The following is a 21,866-nucleotide window of genomic DNA, read 5'->3' as shown; positions in this document are numbered from 1 at the left end:
TCGAAAGTCGATGGAGTAAGGTTTCATTCTACCTGTTCATGCACTGACCTTAATGTACTCTATATACCTGCAATCTGCTGTAGCATGAGCGGGCAGTACCACTCTACTGCTCAGATGATTTCAGTTTGTGCGCCGTTCTCAAAATTTGTCCAGCTAAGATAGCCGCACCGAAGCCATTATCAATATTCACTACGCCCACCCCTGCTGCACAAGAGTTTAGCATTGTCAGGAGTGGCGCAAGTCCGCCGAAACTCGCACCATAGCCGACACTGGTGGGAACTGCAATCACGGGACAATCAGCCAAACCAGCGACGACGCTGGGTAAAGCACCTTCCATCCCGGCAACGACGATTAGCACATTCGCCGATTCAATGACGTGACGGTTACTTAACAGGCGGTGGATACCCGCGACGCCGACATCCCAGAGGCGCTGCACCTGGAAGCCACAAAGTTCTGCTGTAACCGCTGCTTCCTCAGCGACGGATAAATCGGCAGTACCGGCACAGAGGATGGCAATTGTGCCCGAATACTGGGGTTCTAGAGTGGCAGGAGAAATGGCACAGATTCGCGCCGAAGCGTAATATTGGAGACCTGCTACTTTTTCCTGCAACTGGGCATAGACTGCCGGTTCAATCCGCGTTGCCATGACGACAGGGTTGCGCGATCGCATTGCCTCCATAATCCCCGCAATCTGTTCCGGTGTCTTTCCGGGTCCCCAAATTACCTCTGGAAAACCCGTTCGCAAGGTGCGGTGATGGTCAATTTTGGCAAAATCGCCCACGGGTTCAAAGGCAAAATGCTTGAGTTTTTCTAACGCCGCTTCTGGGCTAACGTCACCAGCGGCAACCGCTGCTAATAAGGATTGCAAAGCTTCAGGTTGAGTCACGACTTCAAATTAAGGATAGAAAATGCAAAAACAAGAATTGGCGATGTAAATTTTGCCGTTAATCGGTCACTTTCAGCTCATAAACATTCCAGAGGGCACCGCCAAGAGAAGAGTATTTGATGCCGGTAACGCGATCGCGCACGGCTGACATTGACAGCGGGTTGACTAGATAAATCATCGGCAAATATTCCTGCGTAATCCGTTGAGTTTGGGCATAGATTTCTTTGCGCTTGACCTCATCTAATTCTTGGGCAGCTTTAATGTACAGACGCCCAATTTCCGCCTCCCAAGCAGCCACCTCTCGACCCTGAATCGGCTTTGACCCCGATACGGCATCCTGATTGAAGCTGTGTAATCCGCCATCTGGCAACCAGACATTCGCACCATTATGGGGTTCAATGCCCCCGGTAAAGCCGAGCAAATAACATTCCCAATCTAAAGTGTTTGCGAGTTTATCTACAAGCGTGTTGAAGGCAATTGGGGTAAAATCTACTTGAATGCCAATTTGGCTCAAACTTTGCTTAATTTGCGCTCCCAGTGACACGCGGGTTTGATTTTCAGCATTCGTTATTAATGTAAACTGCACCCGATTTCCATCAGCGTCTAACAACTGACCTTGATTATTATATTTAAACCCTGCGCTTAATAGTAATTTCTTAGATTTTTCGGGATTATATTCGTATACTTTCAGACCTTCTGCCGAAGTTATATAGTAAGAGCTTTGTACAGAAATTGGTGAATTTTGCATTTCACCCAGACCGCGCAAAGTGTTGTTAATCATCGCTTGCCGATCGATGGCATAAGCAACCGCTTGTCTGAATGATAGATTATTGAACCAGCGAGATTTAACGGGATCGATCAAAGGGCGTCCGTTCCGGCGTCCTTTATTTAGATTAAAAGAAATAAAAGTCGTGCCCGATCGCGGTCCACCTGTATAAACTGTAAATTTTCCGCGCTTTTCTTCTTGCTTTAAAAGTGGAAAATCTTCTGGACGCAATCGCCCCCACCCGTCAGTCGTATCTAAACCATTAGAGCGGAACTGAAGCAGCTGAGTATCCATATTTTCCGTAATTTGCCACACGATCCGATCGATGTAAGGCAACTGATTGCCTTGTACATCTCGTCGCCAGTAATACGGGTTACGCCGAAATACGACCCGTTCGCTAGTGGTGTAACTTTCTATTTTATAAGGGCCATTAACAATTATTTCCGCTGGATTGGTATCCACTCCCCAGATAGACATCAACCTGGGTTTTCCCTCTGAGTTTTTCGACTTTACCGCGTCCTCAAGGGCGTGTTTTGGCAAAATCACGATCGCATCGTTTTTTGAGCCAGTTGTAGTTCGCAAAAAAGGAGCAAACGGTTCTGGCAGAATAAATTCAACCCGCCGTGCATCTAGCTTTCTGACTTGCGGAAAAGCACCAGATGTGCCAATTTTTAGGCTATCTCTGGCATCGGTAAGAATCTCTTTATTAAGAACCACATCTTCATACGTGAAGACAACATCATCCGCTGTCAGTGGCTGACCATCCGACCATTTCAATCCTTCTCGGAGGGTAAAAACGATTCGCCGTTTATCCTCTGATATTTCCCAAGATTCAGCTAATGCAGGCTCAATTTCACCCGTAACGCTATTGTCAGACGTTAATCCTTCGTAAGTGAATAGAAAAACATGGGGAAATTCTTGATTAAGTACCCAATTAAAAGTTTTGGGATCGCTTAATGTGGCTGTCACCAACTGGGATACTTTCTCAGTTGCCTGAGTTTTGAGTAAAGTTGGGTGACAGCCGAATAAAGCAAAAGGGAAAAGCAAAAAGCAAAAAGATAGAAAAAGAGGAAGCAGGAAATTAATCTTTCTTTTCCCTGCGCCCAATTGTTTTTTGCCTTGTTTACGGAATGTTTTTGTTTTCTGCGACTTTGAGTTCATAAAGATTCCAGAAGGCTCCACCAAGGGCAGAGAATTTAACGCCCTGAACGCGATCGCGCACTGCCTCCATTGAAAGCGGATTTACCAGATAAATAAAGGGTAAATTTTCCTGGGTAATGCGTTGGCTTTCGACATATATTTCTCGCCGCTTACTTTCATCAAGTTCGCTGGCACCTTTAATGTAAAGGTTTTCGATTGCCAATTCCCAGTCATCAACCTCCCAACCCTTCAGCGGAGGTTCTCCAGCTTGCGGTCCTAGGTTAAAAGTGTGTAAACCCCCTTTAGTTGTCCAAGTGTTTGCCCCACCATTTGGCTCAATGCCGCCACCGCCAATTTTGCCAATATAGCTATCCCATTTCCGTTGGGTATAAACTTTTTCAATCAACGTATTGAAGTTAATCGCATTAAAGTCTACCTGAATCCCAACTGCGCCAAGGTCTTCTTTAATCTGAGCACCGATAGCCTCCCGCAGCTTATTCCCTGAATTGGTCAGCATACTAAAACGAACTCGATTGCCATCTGCATCGAAAAGTTGACCCTGTGGGTTATATTTAAATCCAGCTTTTCGCAGCAATTCTTTCGCCTTTTCTGGATTATAGTCGTAGACTTTGAGACCTTGCTCTGGGGATAAATAGTAAGGACTTTGCTTATAAATCGGTGAGTTTTGCGGTTCTCCCAGCCCTCGATAGAGATTGTTCAGCATTTTCTGACGGTCGATGGCGTGAGCAACCGCTTGGCGAAACTCAAGCTTATTGAACCAGCGAGACTTAATTGGGTCTACGAGGGGCTGATTTTGAGAATTTTTGGCTTTATTTAAATTGAAAACCAAAAAAGTCGTGCTGAGTTCTGGGCCACCCGTGTAAATTTTAAATTTTCCCCGATTTTCTTCTTGCTTAAGGAGAGAATAATATTCCGGCGCGATCCCCAGAGTATCTAAACCGCCAGAACGATATTGGATAAAAGATGTGTCGGTATTTTCGACAATTTGCCAGACAATGCGATCGATGTATGGCTGTTGATTACCCTGAGTATCCTTGCGCCAGTAATAGGGATTTCGTCGAAATGTCACCCGCTCGCTAGTTTGATAGTTTTCTAGCTGATACATCCCATTGACAATAATTTTTTTGGGATCGGTGTCGATTCCCCAGCTAGAGAGAAACTTGGGTTTTCCATCTGAATCTGTAGTGACAATGGATTCTCGCAGCGCATGAGCGGGTAAAATTGCAAGTCCGGTGTAGCGCAAAAACGGGGCGAAAGGTTCTGGAACTGTAAATTCAACCCGTCGTTCATCAAGTTTACGGACAGTGGGCAGCAGGCGATCTTTGCCAATCTTTAGAATGTCTCTAATATCAGTGGGAATCTTTTCGTTGAAATAGAGTTCATTGTAAGTAAAGATGACATCATCAACGGTCAGTGGTTGACCATCAGACCATTTCAAGCCCTCCCGCATGGTAAAAACAATTCGCTTTTTGTCTGGGGCGACTTCCCAAGATTCGGCTAAAGCGCCTTCAAGTTCACCATTGCCATTTTCACTAATTAATCCCTCATAAATTAAGCTAAAAACGTTGGGTGATTCTTGACTTAGAACATAGTTAAAAGTTTTGGGATCTTGCAGAATACTGTCCACCAACTGTGGCACCTGGGCGGCTTTCGTATTGAACTGATTCAGGCTACAGCTATGGAGCGCGATCGCGCTTATCATCGCCAGCATGAGAGCTAACAAACGACGCCAGATTAGGGGAATAGTAGCAGATAATTTCATAATGATTGTCTGTACAAGTATTAATTAAAACTTACTGAGACTCTAACCAACCGAGGAAATCCTGTGTGCGGCTAAAATATTTATCCGCGCCAGCATCACGCAAAGCGGCTTGAACTTCCGGCGGATTAAATTCTTTAACATTGGCGCTGAGGAACACTTTTCTATCTGTGGTATGCAGCCGTGCATGATTAAGAATGCAGTGCAAAATCAAGTTATCCGTAGGGTCTTTGTTGATAAAACGTGTATCTAAGCTTGCCTGAAGCATATCGCCCGTTAAGGGAATTATCTCTACCTTGGTGTTGAGATGATCGAGGGCTTGAAAGAGACGGGTTTCGACATCGTTGAATAGCGCCTGATTCTCAATTAAGGCCTGTTGTAAATGAGAAAGGAGAGACTGGGCGTGGGATGAGGTGATATCTCGACGTAACTGGCTGATTTGTTTTTTTAGTTCATCCATAAAACGATTGCGGCGCTTCAGTTCATCCTCTAATGCAGAGAGAGCTTCCATGCAGCAAATGCTTGGTATCGCTATCTGGACTGATGTGGTCGGATTCTCTAGCAAAGTATTCGCTTGGGAGTCGCGTCCTGTGGCAATGCTCATCAAGAAATTTGTCTCAACGTAAAGTATTACCAAGAAGCGCCACCTTCAGAGTAAGTATCTCCATCTTCCAGCACCTGCAACAAACCGATGGTTGCCAATTCTTCCGATCCTGGCGGGGTTTCCGACTTCCAGTGATAGGCTAAGTCTCGCAGCCAAGCTTCAACGAGTGTCTGATGGTATGGCCCAAATATCCGTTTGCTGCTAAATTCGGGGTCGTAATGATTAAGCACTGTAGCAGTCTTAAGTACGCTAACGGGTTCCGATAAATTAGCCCCGTCCCCTTGAAAAATCTCAATGTTTTCAAGGTCAGCCAGCATGGCAAAGGGAATTTTCGTGTTCGCCGCTTGCAGGTAGGATTTTAGTTTCTCGATCGCCCATTGTTTGGCTTTACTATCTTTGAGTTTAGTAGCTTTGACTTCAACTACTAGAACCGTTTGCCCTTCAGGGTTGCAGGCAATAATATCAACAAGAGAATCGCCCTGAGTAAGTTCAAATCTTCCAGCTTCCATTGCCTTAATGCTCCCAGCGCGTTGAGAGTCTCTGTCTTATCCGCCTCTCGTTCATTCCTATCCTAGACATTTTCAACCTTTTGACTCGATAGGTTTGAGCCAAGTTAATCGGAAGCTACCAGTAAGGCTACAGCATAAGCTGCGATACCCTCTTCGCGCCCAACTGAGTCTAATTTTTCATTTGTAGTGGCTTTGATGCCTACTTGGTCGGGTTTTAATTCTAGGACATCGGATAAGCGATCGCGCATCTTCTCAATATGCGGCTTCAGTTTCGGACGTTCTGCCACTACTACTGAGTCAATATTCTCAATTTGCCAACCTCGTTCCCGAATTAGCTGATGCACCTGCTTGAGCAGTTCCAGACTATCAGCCCCTGCCCACTGGGGATCTGTCGGGGGAAAATAATGACCAATATCGCCTAAACTCAGGGCACCGAGCATCGCATCCATAATCGCATGAGTCAGCACATCGGCATCGCTGTGCCCCAGCAATCCTAATTCATGCTCAATCTTCACTCCTCCCAGAATTAAAGGACGCCCAGTAACTAAGCGGTGAATATCGTAACCGTTTCCGATGCGAATCTTAGCCATTTATCCGTTTTCAGCAAAATTTCAGCAACAATACTTGGCTTGGCGACTCGAAGCCGCAGCTACACAAACGAAGTCCGCGCAACGCGAGACTATAAAATTATTTCGGCTTGAAGCCTGGGTCGGCAGGCTTTGTTTGTATAGCCCCAAACTTACAGTCTGAGGGCATCGAAGGACTTTTGCAAGCGGTAGGACTAAACGCTGCGGCTATATCTGCGCCATATCCGTGTATTCAGTTAATAGCTCATCGTAGGTAAGGCTATCGGTTTCCGCTTGGGGACTCCATAGCAGTTCAAACACCATCAGGTAGTCAGGGGAGATGGACGCTACTTTCTCTAAAGCTGACTTCAAAGCTTCAGCGGTGCGAATTTCTTCAAATAACGGCTTGTCATCCGCTGTTCCGACGAGCAACGTGACCACAATATAAGCTGCTGGCCCATCATCCAAGTCAGGCATCGCGGGTTTTTGTTGTCTGACTCTACCACCCACATTTGTAAGCGTTTCCGCACTAAATTTGCTGCGTTCTTGTATAGAAACTTGGTTGAAAATTGCCTCGGCGTCCTCTCGACTTTTCACCGTCTGCGAACTCGCTAAAACATGAGTCCAATTTTCGGGCGATCGCAATAACGCTAAAGCTGATTCTTGTAGTAGCTGCATCAACCCTTCAGAAGTATCTGTATCTACATTCAGGCTCAGTTCCGTCAGCTGAGATTGTATGCTTCGAGCTTGAGCCAGCAACGCCACCTGTATCTTGCTGACCGTAACCGTATTATTCTCTAGTTCTTGAGCCGCACTCCCACCCTTCTTCTTCAAAAAGATAAAATAAGCCCAAAGCCCAATACTCCCAACTGCCAACAACATCAATAAGAAAAGCCAAGGAAAGTCACTCGATGAGTTACTAGCGGTGGAAGAATAGCCAGAATTGGTTGGTACTTGAGCAGGAACAGAATTTGCCGTTCCCGGCGCAGTTTGAGGGTAAGTTGATTGATTCGCAGGAACGTTATTGGGATAATAATTCGGCGGAACGGTGTTGGGATAGGTATAGACGGGCGGCGGTGCAACGGGAACCGGCACGATGACAGTGCTTCCCGGTTGTCTATAGTAAGGTTCATTCCAAGACGAGTTCGGGCGCGTCGGTTGAGTTCTCACTGAGGACGGTAGGGGAGTGGTTCTTTGAAAAGAGCCGCCGCCTGCTCGTCCACCTGTATTGCCCCCGCTCGACTGCGACGGTGTAGAGTATCTGGGAGAGGAGCTACTACCGCTACTGGAGCGACTGGGACTGGAACTAGAACGCGACGGTGAAGAGCGAAAAGAGCCGCCACCGCTTCGTCCACCACTACTTCTAGCCTCGGCTTCATTGCCAATCTTCAGCCCGGTTTCTTGATTGCCAATGGGCAGATGAATATTCACACTGTTGACTACCGTGAAACTCAGGACTGTAGCCCAAAGCAACTGAAGTTTTACGTTTCGTAGCATTTTCGCAGTTCCATTCTTCTCCTCCACGCTAGCTTTTCCTTGCCGCTATTGTCGAGGTGATAAGGTTGCAGTCAATCTGCGGATATCTTTACATTAATTCATTAAAAGAAGATTTTAGAATTAATTTAGGTTTGGAGTGCTAGATTAATGGCTAGATATCAGAATTCTGGGTGAGTGGACACTTACAATAAAGCGGAGATTATTATGTGAATAAAACCCGGCGGCAAAATTTTTACTGAGTCGAGAAAAAGCTCACGCTTAGGAAAAATAAATTATTTTTTAGTTTAGTTCATTGAAATCAAAGAATACTTAATAATTTATTAAATCCATACATCAAAAACAATTTTCACCTATTATCTTACCAATTCCTGAACTTTTCCTGATAATCGGATTAGAGTCAGTAAATATTAAAAAATAATTATGATTTTTAAAATCAAGCAACCTCGGAAAATTTTTATTTTCTCTATTCTTGGTTTGGGTCTAGCGGTAGGAGCTTACTACGGCTGGTTTTTTCTCAGAGACTACCAGACCTTGAGGCAGGTGCAAGCAGATCAAAAAAAGATTGCTGCCTATCGCCAAAAGACTCAAGCGATGCCTACAGATCCTCAAGCCTTTCTTAACCTTGGCAATGCCTACATGACATTCTGGGAAAGTTCAGGTAAAGGCATTCGGATCGCTAGCCAGTTACAACAACAATCTTTGGCATGGGGGTGGCTATTCTCTAAACCGGAGATGCTCAGCGAAGCTGTATTAGCTTATAACAAAGCTCTGCAACTTGACCCAACTTTGGTTGATGCCCATTATGGTCTGTGTTTCGCGTTAGTGGAACAAGGAGAAAGTGCAAAAGCGATCGCGCCTTGTCGCAAAGCCGCTGAACAGCAACCCACAAAAGCTAAGAGTCATCTATGGTTGGGGCTTGCTCTCACTTACGAACGTCAATGGAACGAAGCAGAGGCAAGTTTTCGCAAAACTCTTGAGCTAGAACCGAAGAATGACGATGCATACTACCTACTAGGTAATGTCCTGCTGGCAAGCGGAAAAACAAATGAGGCAGTCGCAGCATATCGTCAATCGATTGAATTAGACCCCAATGCCAACCTGACGTACCTGCGTTTAGGTGACGCTTTTACTGTACAGAAAAAACCAGAAGAAGCCATTGCTGCCTACAAAAAATCAATTCAGGTTGTACCTAATTATCATCTGCCTTACGAAGGGCTGGGGTGGATACTGGCTGAGCAAAACCGATTAGATGAGGCGAGCGCGGCTTACCGCAAAGCGATTGAACTCTATCCTTCCTATACAGATGCTTATCAAGGGTTGGGACAGGTTCTAGTTAAACAAAACAAATTAGATGAGGCAGTTGCTACTTACCGGAAAGGGATTGAATGGAAATCTAAAAAGAAAGATAAAAATGGTGACATCTATTACCTTTTGGGAATAGCTTTGATGAAACAGAAAAAGTTACCAGAAGCGATCGCAGCTTTTAAGCAAGCCCTAAAACTCAATCCAAATGATGCAGATGCGCGTCAGAGTCTGCAACAGGCAGAGAAACAATTAGCATCTACTCAAGGGAAAAAACAGCGATAATTCTTCAATGCATCATCTGCAACGTTGAGAGATTTTGCTCGTGAACAAAAAATCCATACATTCCTTAAGTGCATCTGTCCTATCTGGTGGATTCTTGCTACTGGCTATAAGTCTGTGTCCTCAAACTCAAAAAGCTTCCGCCGATGTAACAGATGAGCAGATGTTTGCAACCAAAGCAACTCTGAATCTGGCGATCGCTCCTCAGTTTGATGATGTCTACCCATTTTCTGATGGGCTGGCTAAGGTTGAAAAAGAGGGCAAAAAAGGCTTTATCGACAAAACTGGTAAGTTCATCATTCCTCCCAAATTTAGGGTTGGACCTGACAATGGCGAAGGAGAGGAAGCACCTGATATTGTTGGCTCGTTTTCTGAGGGACTGGTAGATGTGCAACTGGGCGGTTTTACTGGCAAATGTGGCTATTTCAGTAAAACAGGTAAAGTTGTCATCCCGTTACAGTTTGAGCGTTGTAGCGTATTTTCCGAAGGGCTGGCAGCCGTCCGGCAGGGTGGCAAAACTGGCTACATTGACAAAACTGGCAAGTTTATTATTCCTCCCCAGTTTGATGCCCAGATTTTACCCGCTATGCCTTTTTCTGAGGGATTGGCAGAGGTTCAGCAGGGCAAGAAATGGGGCTTTATTGATAAAACTGGCAAGTTTATTGTTCCGCCAAAATTTGAGGCGACAGTCGCATATTCGCAGGGTTTAGCAGCTGTTCGGCAAGTCAATAAATGTGGCTACATTGACAGTAACGGTAAGGTTGCTATCCCACTCCAGTTTAATGACTGTACTCCTTTTTCTGAAGGATTAGCTGCTGTCCAAAAACAGGGAAAATGGGGCTATATCGATAAAGCAGGAAAGATGATTATCTCTCCTCAGTTTGATCAAGCGATAAATTTCTCTGAAGGACTGGCAGCCATCAATCAGGCGGGTAAATGGGGTTACATCGATAAAACAGGGAAAATCCTTATTTCACCGCAGTTTGAAGAGACAGACCAATTTGTTCAGGGGCTGGCACCCGCTGCTCAGGATGGTAAATGGGGTTTTATTGATAAAACTGGCAAGTTTATGATTACCCCTCAATTTGATGTAGCGACGAAGTTTTCTGAAGGTCTGGCAGCTGTTTATCAGGACGGCAAATGGGGGTTTGTCGCCAATAATCTGCCCTTAAAATAAGCCACATTTGACAGAATAAATGACTTAAAGAGTGATTGAGCGTGACGATCGACAAATCTTTGGCATGGAAGAAACTTTTGTGGCAATGGTTAGTTGCCTGCGTCGTGGCTAAACTGCTGCAAATCATTGTGGACGGAGTTGCCGGAGCGGTTGCATCAGCGACAGGGGGAGGATTCACTGGGGGTAGCACTAGCCTTTTGTTGATCCTCATCGTGTTTAGACTGACCGGCGGTGCTTTAGGCGGAACTGCTCAATGGCTGGTTTTAAGGCAGTGGCTCCCATCTATTCGCTCTTGGGTTCTGGCAACCAGTTTGGGAAGTGCGATCGCCTTGGCGGTAATTAACGGGCTATGGGCAGTGACTCTTATGCCCCCAGCTTCCGGCTTGATAGGTGGCATGATGCCCACGATGTCCGTGCTGCCTCAGTTTTTGTTTGATGGTACCTACGGCATCTTGCTGGGGGTAGCTCAGTGGCTAGTGCTGAGAACAAAAGTGCCGCAAGCAGGTTGGTGGGTACTGGTCAGTGGTGTTGGCGCGATCGCAAGTAGTATCGGTATCGATGTGCTGCAAAGGTTTGTCGGCCCGATGGGGATTGATGTCAGCCAGAGTGCTTGGAATCCATTCTTTTGGGCGATCGCATCTGTCAGCGTTGTGCTTTACGCTGCGATCTCAGGCGGGTTTCTGGTCTGGAGTTTGCGTCAGCGGTTCTAGCGAGTAGAAAAGGACTGCACAACACTCTGGACATTGTTTTCTAACCCGTTACTGCTTAAGAACAAGCGATCGTCATTCAGAACAAATCGATAGATATGGCTTTCACGGAGGGTTGGAGTGTGCCAAAGCATCTGTCCGCTTGTGGCATCGAAGGCATTCACCCGACTATGGTTCTTAGCTGAACCATAGAAACCAAGAGCGCTGACACCTTCGATTTCCATATCAGCCGTGTAAATAATATTGTCTGCCAGAGCGATGGGTCTGGGTTCTTGCCGATCCTGGCGAGATAAGGTAAACTGCCGAAGCATAGCCCCAGTCTGCCGATCCAAAACGACAAATCGCGTACTCGTCTTGGCATCACCATCCCAGATGAAGACTTCGCGATCGCTCGCTAGCTTGGCTTCACCGCCCCGCATCGTATGAGTCCAGCGTTCCTTGCCCGTTTTTAAATCGAGTGCCTTGACCCAACCGGGTTCCTTTCCTGCACGGTCTTTGCTATACACTGCCGGATATACAGTGTCTCCTAAAACTGTGACATCCGTTAGCTCGGCTGAGGTGTTCCAAGTCCAGAGGACTTTTCCGGTAGCGGCATCCAACCCGGTGAGTTGGTATCCTCTTTGCGGTGTACTGGGATTAACTAAGATGGGCAAAAACACTACCCCATTTTGAACCACAGGCGATTTGGAGTCCACACTCTCAAAGGTAGAAACCATACTGTCTTTGGAGGTGACAAACTTCCAGAGCAGTTTATCTGGAGTACGGGCAGAAATTTCGTTGCGATCGCTCTCTACTCCCTGTCTGACATAGCTGTTGAGAATGAAGGCTCCCTGAGATACTCCAATCATTCCCGCAAAGTCTGAATTGTCAAGTGGCAATACTGCTTTTGTCTTGCCTGTGTTGGCATCAAGCGTCACCAGGTTTTTGGGATCGTCAACTAGTGGTAGTAGCCCGAAATCGCTGGCATAGATAGTATTAGCCTCTATAGCAAACACCCTGCCAATCGGCTGCTGACTGAGCCATTGCACCTTCCCGGTTGCCGGATCGAGTGATTGAAGTGCTGAGGGCTTTGTATTCCCCGTTGGCACCAGCAATCGGTTCTCTGTGGCGAGTGGTTGTGTACTGGCATGAAGATTTACTGACCATACAGGCTGACGAGTCGAGGCAGCACTAATGGCATGAGTAATCGCGTGGTATCCCAGCACAAGCACCACACCCAGCAATATATATTTGAAAAGTTTTTTAACCATGAAAATAACTCCACGTCAACCTCCCAAAATCATAACTTGGAAGAAAAGACCGCTGAGTTTCTCAAACATTTACGCTTTTTGGATTAATCGCTCAGCCTACGAGCAAAACTTGATATTAAGCGATCGCTATCAGGTCACGGTACTCGCTCAAAAGCTCCTCTTGAGTAAGTGCATCAGTTTCTACCTGAGGACTCCAGAGTAGTTCAAACACCATTAGATAGTCGAGGCTGATGGCTGTAACTTTCTCTAAAGCAAGCTTTACAGTATGTGCAGAATTGAGGTTTTCAAATAATGGCTGATCGTCAGCCGTGCCGATTAGCAATGTTACGACGATGTATGCAGGTTGTTCTTCATCTGGATCGAGTTCAACTTGTTGCTGGGTAACTTTGCCATCTACGTTAGAGAGGGTTTCAGCCGTAAATTTGCTACGTTCTTGTAACGAAAGTTTGTTGAAGACTGTTTCAGCTTCCTCCCGACTAGAAACTGTCTGTGAACTCCCCAACACATGAGTCCAGCATTCGGAATTTTCTAGCAGTGCTTGCACAGATGCTTGTAGTAGCTGCATCAACCCTTCCTGGGTTTGAGTATTAGCCGTAAGACTTAATTCAGACAATTTTGATTGAATCGTACCCGCTTGGGCTGTTAGCGCGATTTGTAGTTGGCTAATGGTGACGATATCATTTTCAAGCTCATTCTGATTCATGGTTTTTGGTTTTTGGTTGGAACTGGAATCTTGCAACCAAGCAGCAAATAAATCGGGACGGCGATCGCGCGTTCTCTCGATTTGTCTGTCTCGCCGCCAGCGTTCAATCTCCGCATGATTCCCCGATAGTAAAACATCCGGCACCTTCCACCCGCGAAAGTCAGCAGGACGGGTGTATTGAGGATAATCTAACAACCCCGCCTCGAAACTTTCTGCTTTTAAAGACTCTTCCTTCCCCACCGTTCCCGGTAGTAGGCGAATGGTGCCGTTGAGTAGTGCCAGCGCCGGGATTTCTCCACAAGTCAAGACAAAATCCCCTAAAGATACCTCCCGTGTCACCAAATTCAGCACCCGCTCATCGACACCTTCATAATGACCGCAAATAATTACCAATTGGTCATAATTGGCTGCCAATTCTCGAAACAGCGGTTGCTTCATCGGTTCTCCCTGCGGCGTCATCAGGATCGTCTCGCGTCTGGCTAGAACTGGCAGTGACTCCACAGCACCAAATATCGGCTCTGGCTTCATCAACATCCCTACTCCGCCGCCGTAAGGCTCATCATCCACGCGGCGGTGTTTATCGGTGGCAAAGTTACGGGGATCGATCAGATGCACAGAAGCAATCTGTTTGGCTAAAGCTTTCCCTAACAGTCCCGAACTCAGAGGAGAGGAGAAAAAATCTGGAAAAAGAGTAACAATATCAAATCGCACAGCAGAAGTCGGTGATAGTTAAGTAGTAGGTTGATTTTACCCATTCCCTACGAATTCCTACCGATTACCCACTACCCGGTATCCCTAATCGCAAGATAATGTTAAATATTTTATAAAAAAAGTTGACTCGATCTGGCATTATGCATATAGGATTAAGCCCAAAAGCGACAAGCTATGGGCGATCTGTAACGTTTGTTACTCAACAACCTAGAAAAACAATTAAATTGTTTGGTGATGTTGATGGAACGCCTGCCAGAAAGATTGATAAGGAAATTGAGACGATTGACAAGCGTGAAAATAGAGATTGTCCTGGTGAGCAAGGGGGTTAGAGGGAGTTGAGCAAGAACCATGCATCAGGATAAATTGGCATTCCTATCAACTGGCAGAACGATAGTATTCGATATCACCCTATGCTCAAGAGCAACATGATGCTGCAGTTAGAACCTCAATCCTTAGTACAGAGGATGCCCCAATCAACGAAAACCGCCATCATGGTGATCGGCGGTGCGGAAGACAAAGTTCACGGACGAGAGATATTACAAACCTTTTTTAATCGTGCTGGCTCGACAGATGCCTGTATTGCGATTATTCCGTCAGCATCCAGAGAACCTGCGGTGATTGGCGATCGCTACCTCACCATCTTTCAAGAAATGGGTGCGAAAGTCGTGAAAGTGTTAGATATCCGCGAACGGGAGCAGAGTTACGATCCCTTGATGCAGGAGTACATTGAAGAGTGTACAGGGGTTTTCATGACTGGAGGCGATCAACTGCGACTCTGTGGACTGCTTGGCGAGACGCCATTTATGGAAAGAGTCCGATACCGCGCGCAACTGGGAGAGATTACGCTGGCAGGAACCAGTGCAGGAGCGGCGGTGATGGGACATCATATGATTGCGGGAGGCGGTAGCGGCGAGTCTCCCAATCGTTCCCTAGTCGATATGACGCTAGGGTTAGGGATTTTACCGGATGTGATCGTAGATCAACACTTTCACAATCGCAATCGCATGGCGCGTCTGATTAGTGCGATTTCGGCTCATCCAGACAAATTAGGGATTGGGATTGACGAAGATACTTGCGCCTTAGTGGAAGCGGATGGTCTTTTACAGGTAGTCGGTAAAGGCACCGTGTCTATCGTCGATCCTGGGGAGATATCTCACACCAATCAATCTTTAGTGGGAGCAACCGATCCGATTAGTATTTTCAATCTACGGTTGCATATTCTTAGTTATGGCGATCGCTACCATTTACACCAGCGAGTCATCCTGCTACCCGATGGCTGATGAGTGAATATTACTAGCGGTACTTCAATTCCAAATTTAAAACTTGTCATGATTGCCTTTTTGGCAAAAAACTGTTCGTGGAGAACAGTCTAGTGACTTTTTAAAGCTGGAAACTAGGGAATTGCTTAAAGTAGCAGCGGATTCAGTAAGGGCGAAGCCTTTCTGGCAAAGTTTTCTCTTAAAAGCAGCAGATGTGAAATCGCTTGCATCTTCGTCCCTACCCGCGATTCGACAGCCCACATCCTCTGAATCACCCGCAAAAGTAGCCATGAGAATTTTAAAAATCCAGACATTACGGGGTCCCAACTACTGGAGTATTCGACGGCAAAAATTGGTCGTCATGCGCCTAGATTTAGAAGAACTTGCAGAAAAGCCATCCAATCAGATTCCTGGCTTCTACGAGGGATTAATTCAGGTGCTACCAAGTCTGGAAGAACACTTCTGTTCCCCTGGCTGTCGAGGTGGTTTCTTGAGCCGAGTCAAAGAAGGCACGATGATGGGACACATCATCGAACACGTTGCCCTAGAACTTCAGGAACTCGCTGGGATGCCATCTGGCTTTGGTCGTACCCGCGAAACAGCCACCCCAGGCATTTACCAGGTGGTCATTGAGTACCACGATGAACAAGCCGGTCGCTATGCCGCCAGAGCCGCCGTGCGCCTTTGTCAGAGTATTGTAGACACCGGCACCTACTCCGCTCAGGAGTTAGCACAGGATCTCAAAGACCTGAGGGATTTCGCACGGGCTGCTGCCCTCGGTCCCAGCACCGAAACCATTGTCAAAGAAGCCGAAGCGCGGGGAATTCCCTGGATGCCTTTAAGCGTTCGCGCCATGATTCAGATAGGGTATGGCGTCTACCAGAAGCGGATGCAGGCGACTTTGAGCAACCACTCTAGCATTTTGGGTGTCGAACTTGCCTCCGACAAAGAAGGCACCAAAAAAATGTTGCGCCAAGCCGGGGTGCCGGTTCCGCGCGGCACGGTAATTCACTACCTGGACGAACTTGAAGACGCCATTCAAGAGGTGGGGGGATACCCAATCGTCCTCAAGCCCCTCGACGGCAACCACGGACGGGGCATTACTATCAATATCACCGACTTCCAACAAGCAGAAGAAGCCTATGATGCTGCCAAGAGTGCTTCTAAAACTCGCTCGGTGATTGTTGAACGCTACTATACTGGAAGCGACCACCGAGTATTGGTGGTCAACGGCAAATTGGTGGCAGTTGCGGAACGAGTCCCCGCCCATGTGGTAGGAGATGGCACATCCAGCATCGAGCAATTGATTGAGCTAACCAATAGCGATCCCCATCGGGGTGAAGGGCACGATAACATCCTCACCAAAATTGAAGTAGATCGCACCACCTTCACGCTATTGCAACGGCAGGGGTATACCTTGGAGACCGTGCTACCCGCCGGAGAGATTTGTTATCTGCGGGCAACCGCCAACCTCAGCACTGGCGGGATTGCAGTTGACCGGACTGACGAAATTCATCCCGAAAATATCTGGCTTTGCGAACGAGTCGCCAAGATTATCGGGTTGGATATTGCTGGAATTGATGTGGTGACATCCGATATCAGCAAACCCTTGCGAGAAATGGATGGGGTGATTGTTGAGGTGAATGCCGCCCCCGGATTCCGGATGCACGTTTGTCCCAGCCAAGGTTTGCCGCGAAATGTGGCTGCCCCAGTGCTAGATATGCTCTTCCCGCCTGGAGCGCCCACTCGCGTTCCCATCATTTCCATTACTGGCACCAACGGTAAAACAACAACGACTCGTCTAATTGCCCATATCTTCAAGCAGACGGGGAAAACGATTGGCTACACTACCACCGATGGCACTTACATTGGGGATTATATGGTGGAACCGGGGGATAACACCGGCCCTCAAAGTGCCCAGCTGATTCTTTCAGATCCCACAGTAGAAGTGGCGGTGCTAGAAACGGCGCGGGGAGGGATTCTCCGCTCTGGTTTAGCTTTCAGTGCCTCTGATGTGGGTGTCGTCTTAAACGTGGCTGCCGACCACCTGGGAATTGGCGATATTGAAACGATCGAAGATATGGCTCATCTCAAGAGCGTCGTGGTGGAATCGGTGATGCCAGAAGGCTATGCCGTCCTGAACGCTGACGATCCCTTGGTAGCAGCGATGGCGCGGCGGGTGCAAGGACAAGTAGCTTATTTCACCATGAATCCAGAAAATGAGCTGGTGCGAGAACATACCCGTCGGGGCGGTTTGGCAGCGGCTTATGAAAATGGCTATTTGTCGATTTTGAAGGGAGATTGGGTACTACGGATTGAACAAGCGGTGAATGTGCCGCTGACGATGGAGGCTCGGGCACCTTTTCAGATTGCCAACGCGCTAGCGGCGAGTTTGGCGGCTTTTGCGGAAGGGGTGAAGATTGAGGAAATTCGTCAGGGCTTAAATACGTTCCGCGCTTCAACCGCTCAGACACCAGGACGGATGAATATGTTCGAGATGGGCAAATATAAGGCTCTGATCGATTATGCTCACAATGCAGCCAGCTATGAGGCGTTAGGTGGTTTTGTCCGCAACTGGCCTGGTGAGAGAATTGGTGTGGTAGGTGGCCCTGGCGATCGCCGCGACGAAGATTTCGTTACTCTGGGCATACTCTCGGCTAATATGTTTGACCGCATCATCATCAAGGAAGATGATGATACGCGGGGGCGTCCTCGCGGTGAGGCAGCTGCCTTAATCTCTCAGGGAATTCAGCAAGAAAAGCCAGATTGCCGGTATGAAACCATTCTGGATGAGACAACCGCCATAAATACGGCGCTGGATCAAGCACCAGAAGGCAGTTTGGTGGTCATTTTGCCAGAAAGCGTCACCCGTGCGATTAGCTTAATTGAGGCGCGTCGTCCTCAAGGGGAAAACGGACATCAGCCGGTTGCACCGTCGATAGAAAATCAAAATAGCTTGAAGGCGTCTGTAGCACAGACCCTTTAAACGCTCATCAGTTATGTATTTGTAGGGACACGGCAATGCCGTGTCCCTACCCGTTATTTGAGGTCTTGATTTTCATCTGATGGTTCCTCGTCCACGCCCCTTACTCCGTCCTTGAAGCCGCGTAAAGTCTTACCCAGCGAACTTCCCAGTTCGGGAATCTTCTTGGGACCGAAAATTAAAATCGCTGCGATCGCGATTACTCCCACTTCAGGCCATCCTAAACCAAACATACCCGTTTCCTGCGAACTATCCACAATCAACTATAGGAGACTATCGAGCGGCTGGAGGAAGATAATCTCTTGTAATGGGTATTTCTAACCATTCGCTAAGTTCTTGGGTTAACCATTCGAGTTCCGCTTCATGGATGCCGCCACTCTCAGCGTTAAGTTCATACTGCCTTAATCCTGCCTCAATAATGATTTTGCCTGGAACATCAACCCGGTTTCCTTCTGAGTCTTTTTTATGGTGTTTCGGGATGTATACCAACCTGTTAATATCCTGTCTCAATGCTGGACGAGGACGATGGAATTTAAATCCAAATATTTCCCATGTCAGTGAAATTTGCTTTTGATTGCTATAAAGCTGCGATCGTCCAAATAACGCAAAGAGAATCTGCCAGCTCATACTCACGCCAGCAAACCAAAAGGGTAGTGAAAACAACACCATAAACAAGTTGAAGCCTAGTGGTGCAAATAGGACAGAGCTTGTCCACACGAAGATGAATGAATTCCAAGCGATCGCAAAAAAGCACAACCCTATCGTAGAAGCAGTAAGTCCCTTCGGAGGGATACTAATTTTAATAAAATCTGCATTTTTAGTCAGTGAAATTTTGCTACCAGTTGGTTTCTTGACAACTAGAGGAAAGCTATCTGCTGTTGGATGTTCTTGTTTTAATGCTTGTAGTGCTTCACTAGCAGAAGCCAAGCGTCGATTTAAGCTGGGATGTGTCATCCGCTTTAACCAATTGATTAAAACAGGACTGAGATTGACAGTTTTTTCAAATTTAATTTGCAGGTTATCTGTTTGAGGTAAATCAGCAGGATGTTGACCTGTTGCCAGATAAATTAAAGTTGCGCCTAGACTGTAAATATCGGATGCGGGAACTGCACGTCCGCCAAATTGTTCTGGCGGCATATAACCATAAGTTCCCACAACTGTAATTGTCCCGCATTCCCTGGCGGCGAGAGTCTGCACCGCCCCAAAATCAACTAAATAAACTCCGCCAACATTATTACCAGAACGGCTGGTTAATAAAATATTGCTGGGTTTAATATCTCGGTGGATAACTGGAGGTTGACGACTATGCAAATAGTTGAGAATTTCGAGAATTGCAGTGCTAATTTGCTTGATATCTGCTTCGCTGAAAGTTCGTCCTCCTTTGAGATGTTCCTCTAGGGATTTCCCTTCCACGTAGGTTTGGACGAGGGCAAATCCTTTGTAGTTCGGTGAATTTAGCTCAAAATAATCCAGGTAGCGCGGAATCGCCGGATGTGTCAAAGATTTTAAAGTTTCCGCTTCCCGTTCAAATAACTTAAGCTCCTCCCACTCAAAATCACTGCCAAAAGTCAATAGTTTGATGATTACTAATTGTTGCGTTTTTTGGTCACGCGCTAGGAGTGTGCGTCTTCCAGCGCGTTTTCCAAGCTGTTGTTCGATTTGGTAGCGATCGCCAAAGACTTCACCCTTCATACTTATCGCCTGCCCCTAGCTATTAGCTGTTGTTATAACTCTGGGTTATCGCGGGTGGCAAGCTGATATCCTTAACCTACCTGCCTTTATTACTGGATTCTTGTACGCTAAAGAAAACAAATTTTAAAAAAATGCTCGAAACTTCTAAGCCTTCCCTACGCGAACAACAACACCCTCTGATTCGCAATTTAGCGGACACTATCGAGGCAGTTTGGCACCGCCATCTCGACCTTTCTCCCTACCACCTGCCAGAAGAGTTGGGGTATGTGGAAGGGCGATTAGAAGGTGAAAAGCTAACGATTGAAAATCGCTGCTACCAGTCGCCGCAGTTCCGCAAAATGCACCTGGAATTGGCAAAAGTCGGCACAATGCTGGATATTTTGCATTGCGTGATGTTTCCGCGTCCAGAATACGCGCTGCCAATGTTTGGCTGCGATTTAGTCGGGGGACGGGGACAGATTAGTGCCGCGATCGCAGATCTTTCTGCTACAAGCAGCGACCGCACCTTACCGGCAAACTATACCGCTGAACTTCAGGCGCTACCTGCCCTTCAATTTTCCCAACCGCGCGAACTACCCGCTTGGGGCGCAATCTTTTCAGAATTCTGCATCTTTATTCGACCCAGTAATCCAGAGGAAGAAACCCAGTTTCTCTCTCGCGTCGAGGCGTTTTTAGAAATTCATTGTGTTAATGCCAAAGCCGCCAAACCCGTTTCTGCCGAACAACAAGCTGAAATTTTGCAGGGTCAACGCAACTACTGCACCCAACAGCAGCAAAACGACAAAACCCGTCGAGTGCTAGAAAAAGCTTTTGGCGAGGAGTGGGCAGAACATTACATGACGACAGTTCTGTTTGACTTACCGAGTGCTTAATCTGCTAGTAAGATTCCCTCGCCAGATTGATGCCTACCTCTTAAGATTAATTAATAAAAATAATTTCCTTAAAGGCTATGGCACAGGAATCTGGCTCCAAGAATCAACCATTCGTAAAACCTGTAGGGCGGTGGGCGATCGCGGTTGTCGTGGCTGGTGCTTTAGCAACCAGCGGCGTTACCGTTTACAACCTCTATGCCTTGCGAGAGGCTGCTCAGCAGCCGGTGCCAGCAGTAGAGCCGAGTACGCCTCCTAAGCTTGCTGTGACTGCCTTAGGGCGTCTGGAACCACAAGGGGAAGTGATCAAACTCTCTGCTCCCATGTCAATTCAGGGCGCTGCTCGCGTGGAGCAACTTTTGGTCGGTGAGGGAGATAAGGTCACAAAAGGTCAAGTGGTGGCAATTCTCGACAATCGCGATCGCTTACAAGCAGCTTTGGACAAGGCAAAACAACAAGTCAAAGTCGCCCAAGCCGATCTCAATAAAGTTAAGGCTGGAGCGCAAACCGGGGAAATTACCGCTCAGAAGGCAGCGATCGCTCGTACTCAAGAGGAGTTACGCGGGAGAATTGCCACTCAACAGGCGACGGTAGCTCGCTTAGAAGCCGAACTGCAAGGGGAAAAAAATGCGTCTGTTGCCAAGATTGCCCGCCTGACTGCCCAGATGGATAATGCGAAAAAGGAGTTTGAGCGCTATGAGCAGCTATATCAACAAGGTGCAGTTGGAGCTTCTCTCTTTGACACCAAGCGCTTAGAAGTAGAAACGGCACTTCGGCAACTCAACGAAACTCAAGCCACTGCTAACCAGAAAGTAGCCACCCTGGAACAGCAAATTAACGAAGCCAAAGCCACTGCTAAAGAGACAATCGCCACTCTAGAACAGCAAATCAACGAAGCGAAAGCAACGTTAGAAAAAATTGCGGAAATTCGTCCCGTCGATGTCCAAGCAGCGCAAGCCGAAATTGAGAACGCGATCGCATCCGTCAAACAAGCGCAAGCCGACTTGGAATCAGCCTATGTCCGCGTACCCGTTGCTGGTCAAGTTTTGAAAGTTCATACCCGTCCTGGAGAAACCATTGGTAATAATGGAATCGTCGAAATTGGTCAAACCGATTTAATGGTTGCTGTCGCAGAAATCTATGAAAGTGATATCGGAAAAGTGCGGCTAGGGCAGCAAGCGAC

At 47.1% G+C, this 21,866-nt stretch carries 19 protein-coding genes and 1 pseudogene; 8 read left to right on the top strand and 12 right to left on the bottom strand.

What is annotated here, in order from left to right:
* Positions 1-103: 103 nt before the first annotated feature.
* From larB to NDA06_RS21640, 7 genes are all read right to left on the bottom strand, one after another.
* Positions 104-886, bottom strand: a complete 783-nt coding sequence (gene larB, locus NDA06_RS21670; RefSeq protein ID WP_190528712.1) for a nickel pincer cofactor biosynthesis protein LarB — start codon at positions 884-886, stop codon at positions 104-106.
* A gap of 58 nt (positions 887-944) precedes the next feature.
* A complete protein-coding gene (locus tag NDA06_RS21665; protein ID WP_190987012.1) occupies positions 945-2,813 on the bottom strand; it encodes an ABC transporter substrate-binding protein in 1,869 nt (622 codons plus the stop codon).
* A complete protein-coding gene (locus NDA06_RS21660) occupies positions 2,776-4,575 on the bottom strand; it encodes an ABC transporter substrate-binding protein (protein WP_190987011.1) in 1,800 nt (599 codons plus the stop codon). Before NDA06_RS21660 ends, NDA06_RS21665 begins: the two co-directional genes overlap by 38 nt.
* A 31-nt stretch (positions 4,576-4,606) precedes the next feature.
* Positions 4,607-5,209: a PIN domain-containing protein gene (locus tag NDA06_RS21655; RefSeq protein WP_190536336.1), complete on the bottom strand. Its 603-nt coding sequence runs from the start codon at positions 5,207-5,209 to the stop codon at positions 4,607-4,609.
* Positions 5,203-5,685, bottom strand: coding sequence for a type I restriction enzyme HsdR N-terminal domain-containing protein (locus tag NDA06_RS21650; protein ID WP_190536337.1), 483 nt, complete (start codon positions 5,683-5,685; stop codon positions 5,203-5,205). The genes NDA06_RS21655 and NDA06_RS21650 overlap by 7 nt, the downstream gene beginning before the upstream one ends.
* Positions 5,686-5,789: 104 nt before the next feature.
* Entirely contained in the window at positions 5,790-6,275 is a 486-nt protein-coding gene (gene ispF / locus NDA06_RS21645; protein WP_190412330.1) for a 2-C-methyl-D-erythritol 2,4-cyclodiphosphate synthase, read from the bottom strand.
* A gap of 204 nt (positions 6,276-6,479) precedes the next feature.
* The gene (locus tag NDA06_RS21640) at positions 6,480-7,748 is read right to left on the bottom strand and encodes a DUF1517 domain-containing protein (protein ID WP_190987010.1); all 1,269 of its coding nucleotides are present in this window, start codon (positions 7,746-7,748) and stop codon (positions 6,480-6,482) included.
* Positions 7,749-8,168: 420 nt separating this feature from the next.
* Between NDA06_RS21640 and NDA06_RS21635 the strand changes: the two genes are divergently transcribed.
* The 3 genes from NDA06_RS21635 to NDA06_RS21625 are packed head-to-tail and all read left to right on the top strand — an operon-like array spanning position 8,169 to position 11,219.
* Positions 8,169-9,335: a tetratricopeptide repeat protein gene (locus NDA06_RS21635; RefSeq protein WP_190987009.1), complete on the top strand. Its 1,167-nt coding sequence runs from the start codon at positions 8,169-8,171 to the stop codon at positions 9,333-9,335.
* Positions 9,336-9,375: 40 nt separating this feature from the next.
* Positions 9,376-10,509 carry a WG repeat-containing protein gene (locus NDA06_RS21630; RefSeq protein WP_190987008.1) on the top strand — a complete coding sequence of 378 codons (1,134 nt, stop codon included), beginning with the start codon at positions 9,376-9,378 and terminating at the stop codon, positions 10,507-10,509.
* Positions 10,510-10,550: 41 nt separating this feature from the next.
* Positions 10,551-11,219: a hypothetical protein gene (locus NDA06_RS21625; RefSeq protein ID WP_190987007.1), complete on the top strand. Its 669-nt coding sequence runs from the start codon at positions 10,551-10,553 to the stop codon at positions 11,217-11,219.
* On the opposite strand, the gene NDA06_RS21620 is transcribed toward NDA06_RS21625, so the two are convergent.
* The 3 genes and pseudogenes from NDA06_RS21620 to trmD form a co-directional block, all read right to left on the bottom strand.
* Positions 11,216-12,466, bottom strand: a complete 1,251-nt coding sequence (locus NDA06_RS21620) for a PQQ-binding-like beta-propeller repeat protein (protein WP_190987006.1) — start codon at positions 12,464-12,466, stop codon at positions 11,216-11,218. The two genes, NDA06_RS21625 and NDA06_RS21620, sit on opposite strands and share 4 nt — an antisense overlap.
* Positions 12,467-12,581: 115 nt before the next feature.
* Positions 12,582-13,169: a DUF1517 domain-containing protein gene (locus tag NDA06_RS21615; RefSeq protein ID WP_242031435.1), complete on the bottom strand. Its 588-nt coding sequence runs from the start codon at positions 13,167-13,169 to the stop codon at positions 12,582-12,584.
* A gap of 27 nt (positions 13,170-13,196) precedes the next feature.
* Positions 13,197-13,880: pseudogene (gene trmD, locus NDA06_RS21610) on the bottom strand (tRNA (guanosine(37)-N1)-methyltransferase TrmD); the annotation flags it as partial.
* Positions 13,881-14,020: 140 nt separating this feature from the next.
* Here trmD and NDA06_RS21605 point away from each other — a divergent pair.
* The 3 genes from NDA06_RS21605 (at position 14,021) to cphA (ending at position 18,125) form a co-directional block, all read left to right on the top strand.
* Positions 14,021-14,209: a hypothetical protein gene (locus NDA06_RS21605; protein WP_190434362.1), complete on the top strand. Its 189-nt coding sequence runs from the start codon at positions 14,021-14,023 to the stop codon at positions 14,207-14,209.
* Between the two features lie 99 nt (positions 14,210-14,308).
* Positions 14,309-15,160 (top strand): cyanophycinase, encoded by an 852-nt coding sequence (locus NDA06_RS21600; RefSeq protein WP_190412853.1) that lies wholly within the window; start codon positions 14,309-14,311, stop codon positions 15,158-15,160.
* A 268-nt stretch (positions 15,161-15,428) separates the two neighbouring features.
* A complete protein-coding gene (gene cphA, locus NDA06_RS21595) occupies positions 15,429-18,125 on the top strand; it encodes a cyanophycin synthetase (RefSeq protein ID WP_190987081.1) in 2,697 nt (898 codons plus the stop codon).
* 53 nt (positions 18,126-18,178) lie between these two features.
* On the opposite strand, the gene tatA is transcribed toward cphA, so the two are convergent.
* Positions 18,179-18,355, bottom strand: coding sequence for a twin-arginine translocase TatA/TatE family subunit (gene tatA, locus NDA06_RS21590; RefSeq protein ID WP_190412322.1), 177 nt, complete (start codon positions 18,353-18,355; stop codon positions 18,179-18,181).
* Positions 18,356-18,395: 40 nt separating this feature from the next.
* Positions 18,396-19,814, bottom strand: a complete 1,419-nt coding sequence (locus tag NDA06_RS21585) for a serine/threonine-protein kinase (RefSeq protein ID WP_190987080.1) — start codon at positions 19,812-19,814, stop codon at positions 18,396-18,398.
* 131 nt (positions 19,815-19,945) lie between these two features.
* Here NDA06_RS21585 and NDA06_RS21580 point away from each other — a divergent pair, with 131 nt between their 5' ends.
* A complete protein-coding gene (locus NDA06_RS21580) occupies positions 19,946-20,686 on the top strand; it encodes a phycocyanobilin:ferredoxin oxidoreductase (protein ID WP_190987079.1) in 741 nt (246 codons plus the stop codon).
* 77 nt (positions 20,687-20,763) lie between these two features.
* A partial coding sequence (locus tag NDA06_RS21575) for a biotin/lipoyl-binding protein (protein WP_348251848.1) occupies positions 20,764-21,866 on the top strand: 1,103 nt, incomplete at its 3' end.

The sequence above is a fragment of the Trichocoleus sp. ST-U1 genome (assembly GCF_039961835.1).
In the GTDB taxonomy this organism is placed as follows: Bacteria; Cyanobacteriota; Cyanobacteriia; order Cyanobacteriales; family FACHB-T130; genus FACHB-T130.
The sequence above is the reverse complement of the archived record's forward strand: the minus strand, read 5'-3'. Positions and strand labels throughout refer to the sequence as shown.